14 protein-coding genes are annotated in these 13,649 nt (G+C 45.3%); 2 read left to right on the forward strand and 12 right to left on the reverse strand.

Features of this window, described 5'->3' with window-relative positions; translation table 11 throughout:
• Positions 1-82: 82 nt before the first annotated feature.
• The 5 genes from MKZ13_RS21450 to MKZ13_RS21470 all read right to left on the reverse strand — a co-directional run bounded on the left by MKZ13_RS21450 (position 83) and on the right by MKZ13_RS21470 (position 5,308).
• Positions 83-1,144 (reverse strand): LCP family protein, encoded by a 1,062-nt coding sequence (locus MKZ13_RS21450; protein ID WP_036614987.1) that lies wholly within the window; start codon positions 1,142-1,144, stop codon positions 83-85.
• A 90-nt stretch (positions 1,145-1,234) separates the two neighbouring features.
• Entirely contained in the window at positions 1,235-1,531 is a 297-nt protein-coding gene (locus tag MKZ13_RS21455) for a YlaH-like family protein (protein WP_036614990.1), read from the reverse strand.
• 304 nt (positions 1,532-1,835) lie between these two features.
• A complete protein-coding gene (gene typA, locus MKZ13_RS21460) occupies positions 1,836-3,680 on the reverse strand; it encodes a translational GTPase TypA (RefSeq protein ID WP_036674819.1) in 1,845 nt (614 codons plus the stop codon).
• Between the two features lie 177 nt (positions 3,681-3,857).
• Positions 3,858-4,352: a hypothetical protein gene (locus tag MKZ13_RS21465; RefSeq protein ID WP_143781059.1), complete on the reverse strand. Its 495-nt coding sequence runs from the start codon at positions 4,350-4,352 to the stop codon at positions 3,858-3,860.
• 296 nt (positions 4,353-4,648) lie between these two features.
• Complete coding sequence (locus MKZ13_RS21470; RefSeq protein WP_339178005.1) at positions 4,649-5,308, reverse strand: TerC family protein; 660 nt, start codon at positions 5,306-5,308, stop codon at positions 4,649-4,651.
• Between the two features lie 87 nt (positions 5,309-5,395).
• Between MKZ13_RS21470 and MKZ13_RS21475 the strand changes: the two genes are divergently transcribed.
• Positions 5,396-6,106 carry a TerC family protein gene (locus MKZ13_RS21475; protein WP_221822006.1) on the forward strand — a complete coding sequence of 237 codons (711 nt, stop codon included), beginning with the start codon at positions 5,396-5,398 and terminating at the stop codon, positions 6,104-6,106.
• A 121-nt stretch (positions 6,107-6,227) separates the two neighbouring features.
• Here the strand turns inward: MKZ13_RS21475 and thiI are convergent, their stop codons facing one another.
• The 6 genes from thiI to MKZ13_RS21505 all read right to left on the reverse strand — a co-directional run bounded on the left by thiI (position 6,228) and on the right by MKZ13_RS21505 (position 11,080).
• Positions 6,228-7,469, reverse strand: coding sequence for a tRNA uracil 4-sulfurtransferase ThiI (gene thiI, locus MKZ13_RS21480; protein ID WP_339185428.1), 1,242 nt, complete (start codon positions 7,467-7,469; stop codon positions 6,228-6,230).
• A 5-nt stretch (positions 7,470-7,474) separates the two neighbouring features.
• On the reverse strand, positions 7,475-8,623 hold the full coding sequence (locus MKZ13_RS21485) for a cysteine desulfurase family protein (protein ID WP_339178007.1): 1,149 nt from the start codon (positions 8,621-8,623) through the stop codon (positions 7,475-7,477).
• Between the two features lie 173 nt (positions 8,624-8,796).
• Positions 8,797-9,549 (reverse strand): lytic transglycosylase domain-containing protein, encoded by a 753-nt coding sequence (locus MKZ13_RS21490; protein ID WP_339178010.1) that lies wholly within the window; start codon positions 9,547-9,549, stop codon positions 8,797-8,799.
• Between the two features lie 189 nt (positions 9,550-9,738).
• On the reverse strand, positions 9,739-10,080 hold the full coding sequence (locus MKZ13_RS21495; protein ID WP_339185429.1) for a hypothetical protein: 342 nt from the start codon (positions 10,078-10,080) through the stop codon (positions 9,739-9,741).
• Positions 10,081-10,188: 108 nt separating this feature from the next.
• Positions 10,189-10,407, reverse strand: a complete 219-nt coding sequence (locus MKZ13_RS21500; RefSeq protein ID WP_074095869.1) for a DUF1540 domain-containing protein — start codon at positions 10,405-10,407, stop codon at positions 10,189-10,191.
• A 166-nt stretch (positions 10,408-10,573) separates the two neighbouring features.
• Entirely contained in the window at positions 10,574-11,080 is a 507-nt protein-coding gene (locus tag MKZ13_RS21505; RefSeq protein WP_017687263.1) for a YpuI family protein, read from the reverse strand.
• Positions 11,081-11,363: 283 nt separating this feature from the next.
• Between MKZ13_RS21505 and MKZ13_RS21510 the strand changes: the two genes are divergently transcribed.
• Positions 11,364-13,238, forward strand: a complete 1,875-nt coding sequence (locus MKZ13_RS21510) for a S8 family peptidase (protein ID WP_339178015.1) — start codon at positions 11,364-11,366, stop codon at positions 13,236-13,238.
• Between the two features lie 100 nt (positions 13,239-13,338).
• On the opposite strand, the gene MKZ13_RS21515 is transcribed toward MKZ13_RS21510, so the two are convergent.
• Positions 13,339-13,596, reverse strand: a complete 258-nt coding sequence (locus MKZ13_RS21515; RefSeq protein WP_076211601.1) for a hypothetical protein — start codon at positions 13,594-13,596, stop codon at positions 13,339-13,341.
• Positions 13,597-13,649: the final 53 nt, after the last annotated feature.

Genomic DNA, 13,649 nt, shown 5'->3' on the forward strand with positions numbered 1-13,649 from the left:
CCTTCTTTATGCAATTCTTGTACTTGGTTTATGTTATTATAGCATACCGTTTAACGTGCTTCCAATCCCAAAAGAATGAAGGTTATTCGCCTGAAGGTGAAGCCGTTACTTTACCTGAAAGTGTATCTTGTAAAGCCTGCTTTGCATTGGCGAGTTCCGTCTCATTAATATACACATATGGACTTCTCCACTCTCCGGTAACCGGAGTATAGTGCACATCCGAAGTGGAAATGTTCCAATACGTCGAGATAAAGTTTTTCATTTGTTCCGATTCCACATCTGTCGTCATATTCTTGTCAACTGCACCAATCACTTTGCTGATCTTTGTAATGCCTCCAAGAGATTTCATCTGATCCAGCATGGAATTCAGCACTTGGTTTTGACGTTTGTTACGATCAAAGTCGTTGGATTCATCCGTCTTTGGATTACAATTGGATTTGCGGTAACGAACAAAATCCAGTGCTGCTTTACCATCGAGATGTTGTGCGCCTGCGACCAGATTGATATCTGTACCATCGGCTGTATCTCTATAACACATATTTTTATCCACAGTCACATCCACGCCACCCACGGCATTGACAGCATCACGGAATGCCTGGAAATTCAGGACGGTTGTATAATTAATATCTACATCCAAATACTTGCCCATCATTTCTTTCATCTGATCCTCTGCATTTTTGCCAGTGGTTTTTTCCTGTGCTTTGAATCTTGGATAATAGGAATTCAGCTTGTTGGATTTGTACCCATCCAATTGAATACGCGTGTCTCGAGGCAAAGATACAATGGTTGCCGTCTTGGTCTCCGGATTTAACGAAGCCACCATAACAACATCCGAGAGATATGTGCCAGTTTCAGGACGGTTATCTGTGCCTAATAACAGCATCGTGATCGGTTTGGTTGTGGCTGACATCCCGGGAGGTACCGGTTTATCGATGCCTGTATCCACGACTTGATTGTATACCCAGTACGCATATCCACCGCCTACCACAATGGCAATAACCAATAGACTTAAAAGGATTCTGCCAAAAGCATTCATTCTCTTTTTCTTCTTAGGCTGCTTGCCCTTGCCATTCTTCGATCCAGAAGCACCGGATTGCGTTGGTGCCTGTCTCCGTGGAGGCAGTCCGTTCGAATTTGAGTTCATATCTTCAACACCTTTATCACATCTGTTTTTGTCTAAATAAAAGACAACCGCTTTCCCTAAGGAAAACGGATGGTCTGTACAAGACAGGATTTATGAGTTTCGAGCGGCAGCTTCCGCTTTTTTCTTTTGACGACCTTCAATAAAATAACGCACTCTCACTAACAACATCAAACCAACCGCGACCAACAAACATTGAATGATGGGCAGCTTGTCGATCTGAAAAATAAGAAGCATGAATGTGCCCATCGCCATCAAAATATAGAGAACGATTTCCTTACCCAGTGGCAATTTCTGACGTACCCGAAACACCTTGTTATATACGTAAGTAATCAATACAAAGATGACGATGTAGGCTACGATCGGGTGTGATGCGAACCATGCTTGCATGCACAGCCAGCTCCTTTCGTGTTCATGCTAGGATATAAGTTAACTGGTTGATGGAGCACCACCAACAACATTAATTACAAAGCTCTGCATGTGACCGTTCCGGATTCGGATCGTTCTTTTGGTCGCTGTTATCCCCAGATTTTTTTGATCCATTTTTCAATGGTAAAATCCGGGGATAAAGGCGAACGCTTCGCTCCTACAGAATCGATTCCGCATCCTCCACTACTTTAGTGGGTTGTAATCAACGCCGATGGTGTATATGTGTTCCATCAAACGTTAACTTATATAAATTATTTTGTTGTTATTAGGCTTTAGAAGCCATTTTGCGTTGTTTTTCTGCACGCTCACGCTCGGATTTGTTCAGGATCTTTTTACGAAGACGAATAGATTTTGGTGTAATCTCACAATATTCATCTTCATTCAGATATTCAAGCGCCTGTTCCAATGAGAAGATAATCGGAGTTTTAATTTTAACCGTATCATCTTTACCGGAAGAACGAACGTTAGTCAGTTGTTTTTCTTTGCAGATGTTAACAACGATATCATTGTCACGTGTATGTTCACCAACAATCATACCTTCGTAGATTTCAGTTCCCGGCTCCAAGAAGAGCGTACCGCGATCCTCAACGCCCATCATGCCATAGAACGTGGATGTACCCGTTTCAGTTGAGATCAACACGCCTTGGTGACGTCCACCCACTTGACCGGATACTACTGGAGCGTAGCTGTCAAATGCATGGTTCATTACACCGTAACCACGAGTCAATGTCAGGAAGTTGGTGCTATATCCGATCAAACCACGTGCTGGAATCAGGAACTCCAGACGAACTTGACCACTACCTGTGTTAACCATGTTAACCATCTCTGCTTTACGTGCGCCCAGGCTCTCCATTACGGAACCCATGCTCTCTTCAGGGATATCAATCAACAAGCGCTCAACAGGTTCCATTTTCTTACCGTCAACTTCTCTTACGATAACTTCTGGTTTGGATACTTGAAGCTCATATCCTTCACGACGCATATTTTCAATCAGGATACCCAAGTGAAGCTCACCACGTCCGGAAACGATAAATGCATCCGGGCTATCCGTTTCGTCAACACGAAGGGAAACATCTGTTTCTAACTCTTTGAACAAACGCTCACGAAGTTTACGGGAAGTTACCCATTTACCTTCACGACCTGCGAATGGACTGTTGTTCACGAGGAACGTCATTTGCAGTGTTGGCTCATCAATTTTCAGAACTGGAAGTGCTTCCGGGTTGTTAGGGTCGGCAATGGTTTCACCAATATTGATGTCCTTGATCCCTGCAATGGCAACGATGTCGCCTGCTCCTGCTTCTTCCGTCTCAATACGTTTGAGACCCTGGAAACCGAACAGTTTCTCGATACGTGCAGTTTTACTCTTACCATCACGCATAATAACCGTTACCGATTGTCCTTGACGGATCACACCGCGGTTAACACGACCAATGGCAATACGGCCAAGGTATTCATTGTAGTCCATCAAAGTAACGAGGAATTGAAGCGGTTCTTCAACATTTTCGGTAGGATGTGGGATATGACTAACGATGGTATTGTAGATCGCCATCATGTTGTCATCTTGTTTGGCAGGATCATTATCCATGCTGGATGTTCCGTTCAATGCGGAAGCATATACAACAGGGAATTCGAGTTGTTGATCGTTGGCACCCAGTTCAATGAACAGGTCCAATACTTCATCAATAACCTCAGTCGGACGAGCCGCTGGACGGTCAATTTTGTTTACAACAACGATTGGTGTCAGGTTATGCTCAAGTGCTTTACGAAGTACAAACTTCGTTTGTGGCATACAGCCTTCATAAGCATCAACAACGAGCAATACACCGTCAACCATTTTCATGATACGTTCAACTTCACCACCGAAGTCGGCGTGTCCTGGTGTATCCACAATATTAATCAGGTAATCTTTATAAGTTATAGCCGTGTTTTTGGCCAAAATCGTAATACCGCGTTCACGCTCCAAATCGTTGGAGTCCATTACGCGCTCCTGTACCGTTTCGTGATCTCGGTAAGTACCGGATTGCTGGAGCAACTTGTCAACGAGTGTTGTTTTTCCGTGGTCGACGTGGGCAATAATCGCAATATTGCGAATGTGTTCTCTTGAATGCATGTTTTGTATCCATATCCTTTCCAATTTCAAATCATATCTACTTAAACTTCCCGCAATTTCGCAGGTTACTCACAAAATAAGCGTCGGTGATATCCCGACGCATGTCTATATCCCTTATATTATAGTTTATTATAGGTAAAAATCAAGATATTTCGCACGAGAAGACCACTGGGAATGTTACCAGCCTCTCCCTTGACGTCCTCGTCCAAGTAATAACCAGACTCCGCCCAAGATCAAAAGGACAGCAAGTACATAGATTATTCCCGTTTGCAGCAAGGTAAATCCGAATAATATGATGGACACCGCACCAAGGATCAAAGCTGCAGGTAACACATATTCCGGTCTTCGCCGCTCAGCCATTCCATATTCGAGCAAACCTATGGCGATCCCAAGCAAAAATGCTGGCCACAGCCTGCTCATAAGTCCAGCGCCCCATGTATTCGTTATACTGAATAAAACACCATACACCGTTAGTATGCCGGCAGGAACGAGTGACCACGATGGTGAAATACGCGCATAATATAACGCATGAAGGGCGATGCCTGGCAGCAGGATCAGCAAAGGCCAGAAATTGCGACCAATAAATCCAAACACGCCAAACTTGCCAAGCAGAATAATAATTCCCGCAGCTACAATAAATAGTCCAATCGCTTTTTCATTTCTCATCCTCATCATCAATCACCTCTTATACTATGGCTATGTACTTTATTTCTTCATAAGCGATACGCATTCCATGCTGACTGTTGATTTCCAAACCTGTAATCCTGCTACTAGTGTATCCGATGTTTCTGCAAAAAACTATACTTTATGTCGCACTTTGCGTGAGTTCTTTACCTGTATTACCCTAAAATGTGCAACTTATGACAGCCTAGTGGTCGTTGTATTCACAAGTGTACTCTCTCAACATAAAACCGCCTAAACCGGACGGTTCAGACGGTCATATGTTCAAGCTTTTATCCAAAATTAAACTATGCGTTCTTACGCACAAATTTATGTGCGCCTCCAATCGCAACCACAAGACAAGCCATTGCTACGGGAAGCAGCGTATGCACCTCTGATGCCATACCTCCCAGCCATTCTCCTAACTTGGGGTCTTTCATCACCATCTCACCTGCTGTGAAGGCCAGAATGCCTGATCCGACGAATACAAGAATCGGAAATCGCTTCAACAAACCAACAATTAACCCGCTCCCCCATACGACGATGGGGATACTGATTGCAATACCAATGACGATCAGAGCCAAATCACCATCAGCCAAAGCCGCTATGGCCAAAACATTATCCAAGCTCATTACAAAATCGGCAATCAGAATGGTTTGAATGGCTTTCCAGGTCGTAGTAGCTTCTCGAATATGTACTTCATCATCATTTTGAAGCAGCAGCTTTACTGCAATCCAGAGTAGCAACAGCCCACCTGCCGCTTGGATAAAGGGAATTCCCAGCAACAATACCGCTACAAAGGTTAATACACAACGCAGCAACACCGCACCAAAAGCTCCCCACCATACCGCTTTTTTGCGTTGTATTGGTGGCAGATCCTTGCTGGCAAGCGCAATAACAACCGCATTATCTCCACTCAACACCAGATTGATCATTAAAATTTCAGTTAAAAGCCAGAGTGTATCCATGTCCTCATCCCCCCACACTAACTTGTATGTCAGAGTTGTCCATGCTATTCTTAATGATTGAACCGTATATAAGGAGTGACATATCTCATGGAGCTATTTAGTCCCACATTCTGGCTGGCTTTGCTGAACGTTGTCTTTATTGATCTCATTCTGGCCGGAGACAATGCCATCGTCATTGGTCTCGCAGCTCGAAATTTGCACCCTTCTGTGCAGAAAAAGGCGATTCTATATGGAACTGGCGGCGCACTTTTGATTCGAATTTTAGCAACAGTTGTTGTTTTATGGTTGCTTAAAGTTCCGTGGCTCTTGCTTGTGGGAGGCATACTTCTGATCTGGATTGCCTATAAATTATTGGCGGATCAGGGTGATGAACACAATGATGTCCAGGCGGGAACTTCCTTGTGGACCGCAATTCGCACCATCGTAATCGCGGATGCAGCCATGGGATTAGATAACGTGATCGCAGTTGCTGGAGCAGCCCAGCAGCATCTCGTGCTTGTCATCCTTGGACTCCTGATTAGTGTCCCTATTATCGTCTGGGGCAGTACCCTGTTTATCAAGCTAATTAATCATTTTCCTTGGATCATCTATGTCGGAGCCATTGTTCTCGGGTATACGGCTTCTAATATGATCACGGAGGAACAGCGGCTCTTGCCTTACTTTACTGAACATCCGGCATTGCGCATTCTCTTCATCGTTGTGGTTATTGCAGGTGTAGTCTTTGCAGGTTATCGCAAACGCTCCAGTAGTTCCAGCCACAAGGGATCTGACGGGGAACAGCAGCGCTCCTATTCGTAGGCTAAATTAAACTAAAAATTTCATCTGAATACAGCAAAGGACTGAACGATATTTCATCGGACAGTCCTTTTTGCAGTTAACATAGCCCTTATTATGTCAGCCATGCTAATTTTTATTGAGTTTAGAACCAATCATCCTTCATGCCATTGTCTGCTGTCTGATTCGTTACCACAGAAGTTTCACCGGCATGCAGTGTGATCGTTTCAGTTTGTTCCACCGCCTGATCCACCCATTCTGACAGATGGCTCATTGTTGATTCTATTTTATCCACAATTCGAAGATTTGGATTGGTTGAAGGTGACTTTGGTACAAAGAGAGTACAGCAATCCTCATATGGCAAAATAGATATGTCATACGTTCCGATCTGTTTGGACAAGGTAATGATCTCCTGTTTATCCATCATAACCAGTGGTCGCAACAGTGGCAGATCCGTCGCACGACCAATGACATTCATACTCGGAAGAGTCTGACTCGCTACTTGGCCCAGGCTATCCCCGGTGATCAGTGCTAATGCCCGCTCACGCTCGGCAAGTTTGGATGCAATTCGCAGCATTGAACGTCGCATCAGCGTAATAATAAGATTGTCCTGACCCAGCTGGGTAAATGCCGTTTGAATCTCTGTAAATGGAACCAGATGCAGCTTGATTGTTCCTGCATGATCAGCAAGGGCACGCGCCAAATCAATGACCTTTTCTTTGGCACGCTGGCTTGTGAACGGGTAACTGTAAAAATGTACACATTCCACTTCAAGTCCACGGCGCATGGAAGACCAGGCTGCAACCGGGCTGTCTATTCCACCTGATAACAGTACCATCGCTTTTCCATTCGTACCCAGTGGAAAGCCACCTACTGCCGGAATGGTTTCGTTGAAAATATAGGTGCCCTGATCCCGAATTTCCACTCGCAGTTCGATATCAGGTTGACGAACATCAACACTTAATCGCTGAAACTTCCGAAGAATCGGGGAACCAACCAGATGGTTCATTTCATGGGAAGAATTCGGGAACTCCTTCCATACCCGCCTTACATTCACCTTAAATGTGGTACCTTCCTTGAATTCGTCTTCCCTTTCGTCCATAAATGCAACTGCTGTTTTCACAATCTCATCAAGCTCGGATGGAGTAACTTTAACCGGACTAATCGACATCACACCGAACACCCGCTTCAGCACCTTGATCAGTTCAGTATGTGATTCACCGCCAAGATCCACATAGACACGGCCATATTCTTTGCGAAGGCTCGCTCCTGGATAAGGTTTAAGCAAAGCTTTCACCTGTGTAATGATCGTTTTTTCAAATCGGGCACGATTTTTCCCTTTTAACATAAACTCTCCGAAACGGAGAAGCAGCATATCATATTTCATATCCATTACATCCGCCTTTCGAGGGGCCGCAACTGCGCCACCATCTGATGTAAAGCCCGCTCAAGCAAGGCTACATCTTCTTCTGTATGTTCATCTCCAAGACTAATACGCAATCCGCCACCAGCACAAGCTGCATCTCTGCCCATCGCAAGTAGAGCCCGACTCGGTTCAGCCGAACGCGAAGAACAGGCAGATTGAGTCGATATGGTTACGCCAAGTTGCTCCAAGGTGTGCAGCGCCACTTCTGCCTTCATCCCGGGATAAGAGAAGTGCACAATATGAGGTGCACCCTCTGTGCGACTGTTCAATTCAAATTCAGGAATGTCACGTATCGTGTCCATCAACCGATCACGGAGCACCGTTGTACGCCGGGCAAAATCAACCTGATCTTCTGCTGCCATTCGCATGGCCTTTGCCATGCCTACCAGCAAGGCCACGTTTTCAGTGCCTGCTCTTAGGCCTTGTTCCTGTGATCCCCCTGACATTAGTGGCGTAAGCTCCACTCCACTTCGCACATACAGGAGACCTGCTCCCTTCGGTCCACGAATCTTGTGAGCAGACAAACTGTACAGATCTGCACCCCAAGCGGCAGGCGTTGCCTTCATTTTTCCAAAGCCTTGAACACCATCCACATGGAAAAGCACCCGTGGTGCTTCCTTTTTGAGCTGTTTGCCGATTTCTGCAATCGGATGGATGGCTCCCGTTTCATTATTTACATGCATCAGACTTACAAGCACCGTGTCGGGCCTGATCGCGTCTACAACCTGCTGAGCGTTGACCACTCCATCGGAATTCACAGGAACTAATGTCACTTCCCATCCCCACTGCTGCAATTGCATAAAACTTTCATACACCGAGGCATGCTCGGTAGCCGTAGTGATGATGTGTCTGCCTCGTGACTGATAACGTAATGCCGCACCTTTTATCGCAAGATTATTACTCTCGGTCGCACCGGAAGTAAATACAATCTCCTCAGGCTTAACGCCGATTGCCGCAGCACAGCCAGATCGTGCACGACGCAGCAACTGATGAGCACGCTCTCCATACCCATGGATGGAGGACGGGTTACCAAATTGTGTCTCCATAATTTCGGCCATCGTACGAATCACATCGGGATGGGGAGGTGTGGTTGCAGCATAATCAAAATATTTCAAATGAGGTTAGACCTCCCTTTATCTCTTCGTTCATGAACCTACAGTGAGCATTGTAACACGATACCCATACAACACAAAAAGACCAACCGGGAACAGGCGTTTCAAGCGCTACTGCTCCCACATTTGATCTCATCCTGCCTATCATGTGTTTTCACAAATGTCTATCTGTGAGTTTAGATCACATATTTCGACTGTGCCTTCTCCACCTTGGAGATATAATTCTGTGTTTCGGAAGGCAAACGGTTAAGTACACTCATCAGTTCGCTATCACTAGACACGCCCAGACGTGAAACACGGCCCGGTCCTGCATTATATGCAGCAAGTGCCATCTTCACTTCTCCACCGAAACGCTGGAGCTGAAGGGAAAGATACTTCGTACCCGCATCAATGTTCTGGGCAGGATCAAATGAATTACTCACACCCAGCCCTGCAGCCGTACCATCCATTAATTGCATAAGCCCTTTGGCACCCGCGGAGGACACGACATTTGGGTTAAAATTGGACTCTGTGTCAATGACGGCCTTGATCAATGATTCAGGAACACCGTATTTGGCACTTGCCTCGGCAATCAAAGATTCATAATCCGTAGGTACAGATGCACCGGAATCCACGATTCCTGTATTGGATGAAGATAATAAAGACCCAACGATGTTATTGGAGACAGAGGACGATCCTGCCGTATTTATATCCGGATTGTACGTGCTTCCGAGTTGCAGCCACAACAAACCATCACTGGATCTTTTGGAGACCGTAGCGGTGGAATCCGTATTACTCATCGAATTGGTACCCGTACCTATCAGCCCGTCCATCACATTGGCGAAATCCACAGTTAAACCAGCATTTGGTTGTGATCCACTAGTTTGGTTATTCACATTGGACAATTGCAGTTCCAATAACTGCCGCGATCCGCTTGGATCAATCTGCATGAGTTATACCCACTCCCGTATAATTAAGCGTATTATGACCTTATTCTACATGGTTTTACAGCAAGGTTCCATTGTTTTCAAAAAAATATATGAATCTTCCCACCTAACCTGCACATATACGAAAAAAACCTTCTGTAATTCACCGCATTTGGGTGAGAACAGAAGGCTGTTGAATGAACATTTTACACTCTAGCGAGCAAATGGAATCATGAAAAAATAACTCAGCGTGGCTACAATACCGAGTCCGATGGACCAAGCTCCCGCTGTCTTACGACCATTCACATAAGCATAGTAACCCAGAACGGCTGCCGCTGGTCCAAGTACGATTGACCACATGAACAAGGACGCGATGCCGAAGGCCAGCCCCATATAACCTGCGACCTTGCCTGTTGACTCCATGACACGGTCTGCCTCATGTTTCTCAGGTACAGGTTCTGAGCGTTCGGTACCTCCAGTTCTTATGACAGTCGGAGGAGCAACCTCTGCCCCGTATTCTTCCCGATGTGTTTTTCTGGGATAATCGACGCGCATACGCTGTTTTTCACCGTCAACATTGGTTTCAGGGCGATCTTTAAAATTAAACTTATTATCGTCATTTTCCATTTGGAAGCACCTCCGTTATGAAATAGGGATGACTGCTCACTTGGGTTTGAACGTGTGACAGCATGTTGCAGAGGATGTGCGTGCATGATCATGGTGATCGGAGTCAAATGTCTCACCGGCAAATTCCTCATGCAGACGACGGGTGGCATGTTGGTCAATGTCAATCATGATGGCATCAGCGTGGCAGAAGTTGTTCTCTCCCCAAAAGTTGCAGTTGGAGACGCTGCATTTGACAATTGGTTTGTCTTGGCTCATTTTTTTATCACCTCGACTACTATTGTCTCCCCGCCACAAACCTGATATTCCCCGTCAAAATGCCAGATGATGACATGATCACACCTCGTCTGATTCTCACTAATAACACAAAAAAACCGCCACAAGGGCGGTTTCGTCCAATTTCATATTCAGGTTTAAACGTTCATTAGGCGTGATTCCGTTGATTTTGCATACGGCGCTGAGTCAGGTAATCACTTTCATAATATGCCAGATCATCGCGCAATTCTTCGTACGTTTTGGAAACCTCAAGAATGACATCCCGTACTGCACGGATTGGCTTGTCACGGAAACGAATGGCATCTTGTCCTGTGTAAGCGTATCTTCCGTCTTCGGAATAACATTCATTTTTAGGATAGAAAAAGCTGTTTACGCATTGGTGATACGTATTATAAAGAGCCTTTTCGGCAAAATCGACATCAAAGTTGGCACGACGCAGCACAACGCCAAGTTTTTCGTAAGAAACTTCAGAAAAAACGAGCAAATGACGGAGATCTGAAAGAAATCCTTTGTAGAAGGCTGTTGATTCTTCCGTCTGATTCTGATCCAGTTCAGGCAAAGCATTCTCATTCAAAAAATTTTCAATCCGATCGATAGCCGGTTTTAACTTTTCCCTAGTTGACTCACATGTTTTCTGTACATTGGCTGCTGACATAAAGGTAGCTCCCCCTTAAATAAGTCCTTACATATAGGTCGGCCAACGGTGGTTTTCCCCTGACCTTTGAATTCTCAGCTATAATCCTACCATAAAAAGATGACGAGCGGTATCCCTTAATCATGCTTTCCGCTTCTGCCGTTAAACATGCCTATTATACGCAGTCAGACTCGAACTCACCTGCATAAAAATATCCGCTTTTTCTAACGATAGATATAACCAGTGACAACGATGAAGCACTGTTAATGATTGTCCAAAATGAACGAAGGAGGTTCCATCCACCATGTCCAGACCGAAATGGATTAACTGGGCCCTTGCAGCTGGTACAGGAGCACTCGCCCTGACGCTTCTGCTTCCAACATCAAATCGTCAAGAACCCAAGCCAAGTGCCCTGTCAAATTCTGCTCATGAAGAGCACACGAGTAAGCAGCGTCTGAAAGTGCAGGATGTCAAAGCAACCGATCTTCTGACCCGTATGGATGCCAAGCAACATCTCAGTATCATGCTGGAGAAAACCGCCACAATGAATGCTGCGCAGGTTAGCCGATATGTGAATGATCTCCAAAGTTCACATGAACATATCAGATCCATTCATCTCATGAATACCAATGGCTCTTTTAACAAACCCTTTGATCAAGCCTCCACACAAGGAAGCAAGTTGGAACAACAAAAACTTCAACATGCGCTCAATCTTGCCAAAAAAGCGGCAAACAAACGTCAAAGTTTTGAATCCTCTTCTTTTCCTTTGGGAAAAGAAAAATATTTTGTTATGGGGCAACCCTCCAAAGATGGCAAAAGAGCTGTCATTGCCTTGTTCAGCCAGAACGTATTAAATGCTGTTGAACAACATCAGCGCAAAAATCTGCGCATGATCCCTTATCCGCGTGAGGGTAAATTCAAAATTGAATCTGTTCACCCGGATACGCTTAACGAAATCACAGTGAAGACCGGACATGATAATGCCAATGCCAGTCATTTTTATGAAAATGAAATCGTCATCCGTTTTCGCCAGGATCCCGGTGAACGGGACATGCGTATCATTAAATCTGATCTGAGAGCGCAATCTGCGCGCAAGCTGGGATACACGTATGTTTTTCGGTCAGAACACATGAGTTACAAGCAATTGCATAGTTATTTCGAAAGCAAATGGAATCCACTCTATATGGAGCCCCACTATATGTATTTAACCAATGATACTGTAACTGAACAAACAGATGTAACGATACCCAATGACATTTTGTTCTCCGATTATCAGTGGAACCTGCCTGCGATTGAGACAAACAGAGGTTGGAATATTACCAAAGGAAACAAAGATGTCATCGTTGCAGTGGTTGATACGGGGGTTGATATGAATCATCCTGACCTGAAGGGCAAGCTCCTTGAGGGTTATAATGTGGTCGAGCCGGGAAGCCAACCGATGGATGATGTGGGACATGGAACACACGTTGCAGGCATTATCGGCGCTATTGTCAACAATAACGAAGGCGTTGCAGGCATGAGCTGGTATAACAAGGTACTACCGGTTAAAGTACTCGACAACTCAGGTTCTGGTACCACGTATGCCGTTGCCGAAGGCATTATCTGGGCAGCCGATCATGGAGCCAAAGTTATCAACATGAGTCTGGGCAATTATGCTGATGCGCAATTTCTTCATGATGCCATTAAATACGCTTTTGACCGGGATATCGTCCTGATTGCAGCCACCGGGAACGATAATACAGAGCGTCCAGGATACCCTGCTGCTTATCCGGAAGTATTTGCCGTATCTGCTACGGACCCGGATATGAGTAAAGCTTCCTATTCCAACTATGGGGATTATGTAGATGTGATGGCTCCAGGGTCCAGTATCGCCAGTACCTATCCAAACAATCAGTATGCAGCCTTGTCTGGAACGTCCATGGCTAGCCCCCATGTAGCCGCACTTGCAGGTTTGATCCGTTCGTTGAACCCGGACTTGACCAACACGGAAGTGATGGATTTGATGCGCCAAAGTGTTATTGACCTCGGTGATCCGGGTCACGACAAGTATTTCGGCTATGGCCAAATCGATGTCTATAAGGCACTGCAAGCCGCATCAGGCAACAGCGCTCCTTTGCAGTTTTGGCCGCAACATGTCAGACAACAAATGGATAATACGATGAAAAAGTATACTCCTTAATCGTAATAACTCTACTCAGTAAAAATACAAAAGCAGCTGCGCCCCGGGGCGTACGCTGCTCTTTTGGTTTATATCCAATTCCCCGGGGCACCCGCTGCGCTTAGCGCTTGCGAGAAGATGTGCGGGCTTTACTTGATTTTTTTACGGATTTTTTCTTCGGATTATGGCTGGATACATAACAAGGGTCTTCTTCTTTGACAACAACAGGATACATGTGGTGATGAATCGGAACACAGTGATGTTTTTTGATCACTTCAATCGGGTGGATTACAGGCACGATTTGTGGAATGTAATAATCCTCAACAACCTGGATCGGGTCACAGACAATCGGGCAAAGCGGTGGACAGTAATGGTTCATTTCAAAACCAACTCCCTTTCTGGTGATACTATAACCTATTGCAGCAGGTCGAA

Source organism: Paenibacillus sp. FSL R5-0701 (assembly GCF_037973995.1).
Lineage (GTDB): Bacteria > Bacillota > Bacilli > Paenibacillales > Paenibacillaceae > Paenibacillus.

Bases quoted from the DNA above. Each gene is read 5' to 3' on its own strand.
- MKZ13_RS21490 (WP_339178010.1), bottom strand. From the start codon at position 9,549: ATGCAGATTGATCCAAGCGGATCGCGGCAGTTATTGGAACTGCAATTG.
- MKZ13_RS21450 (WP_036614987.1), bottom strand. From the start codon at position 1,144: ATGAACTCAAATTCGAACGGACTGCCTCCACGGAGACAGGCACCAACG.
- MKZ13_RS21470 (WP_339178005.1), bottom strand. From the start codon at position 5,308: ATGGATACACTCTGGCTTTTAACTGAAATTTTAATGATCAATCTGGTG.
- MKZ13_RS21475 (WP_221822006.1), top strand. From the start codon at position 5,396: ATGGAGCTATTTAGTCCCACATTCTGGCTGGCTTTGCTGAACGTTGTC.
- MKZ13_RS21495 (WP_339185429.1), bottom strand. From the start codon at position 10,080: ATGCGCGTCGATTATCCCAGAAAAACACATCGGGAAGAATACGGGGCA.
- typA (WP_036674819.1), bottom strand. From the start codon at position 3,680: ATGCATTCAAGAGAACACATTCGCAATATTGCGATTATTGCCCACGTC.
- MKZ13_RS21500 (WP_074095869.1), bottom strand. From the start codon at position 10,407: ATGAGCCAAGACAAACCAATTGTCAAATGCAGCGTCTCCAACTGCAAC.
- MKZ13_RS21505 (WP_017687263.1), bottom strand. From the start codon at position 11,080: ATGTCAGCAGCCAATGTACAGAAAACATGTGAGTCAACTAGGGAAAAG.
- MKZ13_RS21455 (WP_036614990.1), bottom strand. From the start codon at position 1,531: ATGCAAGCATGGTTCGCATCACACCCGATCGTAGCCTACATCGTCATC.
- MKZ13_RS21510 (WP_339178015.1), top strand. From the start codon at position 11,364: ATGTCCAGACCGAAATGGATTAACTGGGCCCTTGCAGCTGGTACAGGA.
- thiI (WP_339185428.1), bottom strand. From the start codon at position 7,469: ATGAAATATGATATGCTGCTTCTCCGTTTCGGAGAGTTTATGTTAAAA.
- MKZ13_RS21465 (WP_143781059.1), bottom strand. From the start codon at position 4,352: ATGAGGATGAGAAATGAAAAAGCGATTGGACTATTTATTGTAGCTGCG.
- MKZ13_RS21515 (WP_076211601.1), bottom strand. From the start codon at position 13,596: ATGAACCATTACTGTCCACCGCTTTGCCCGATTGTCTGTGACCCGATC.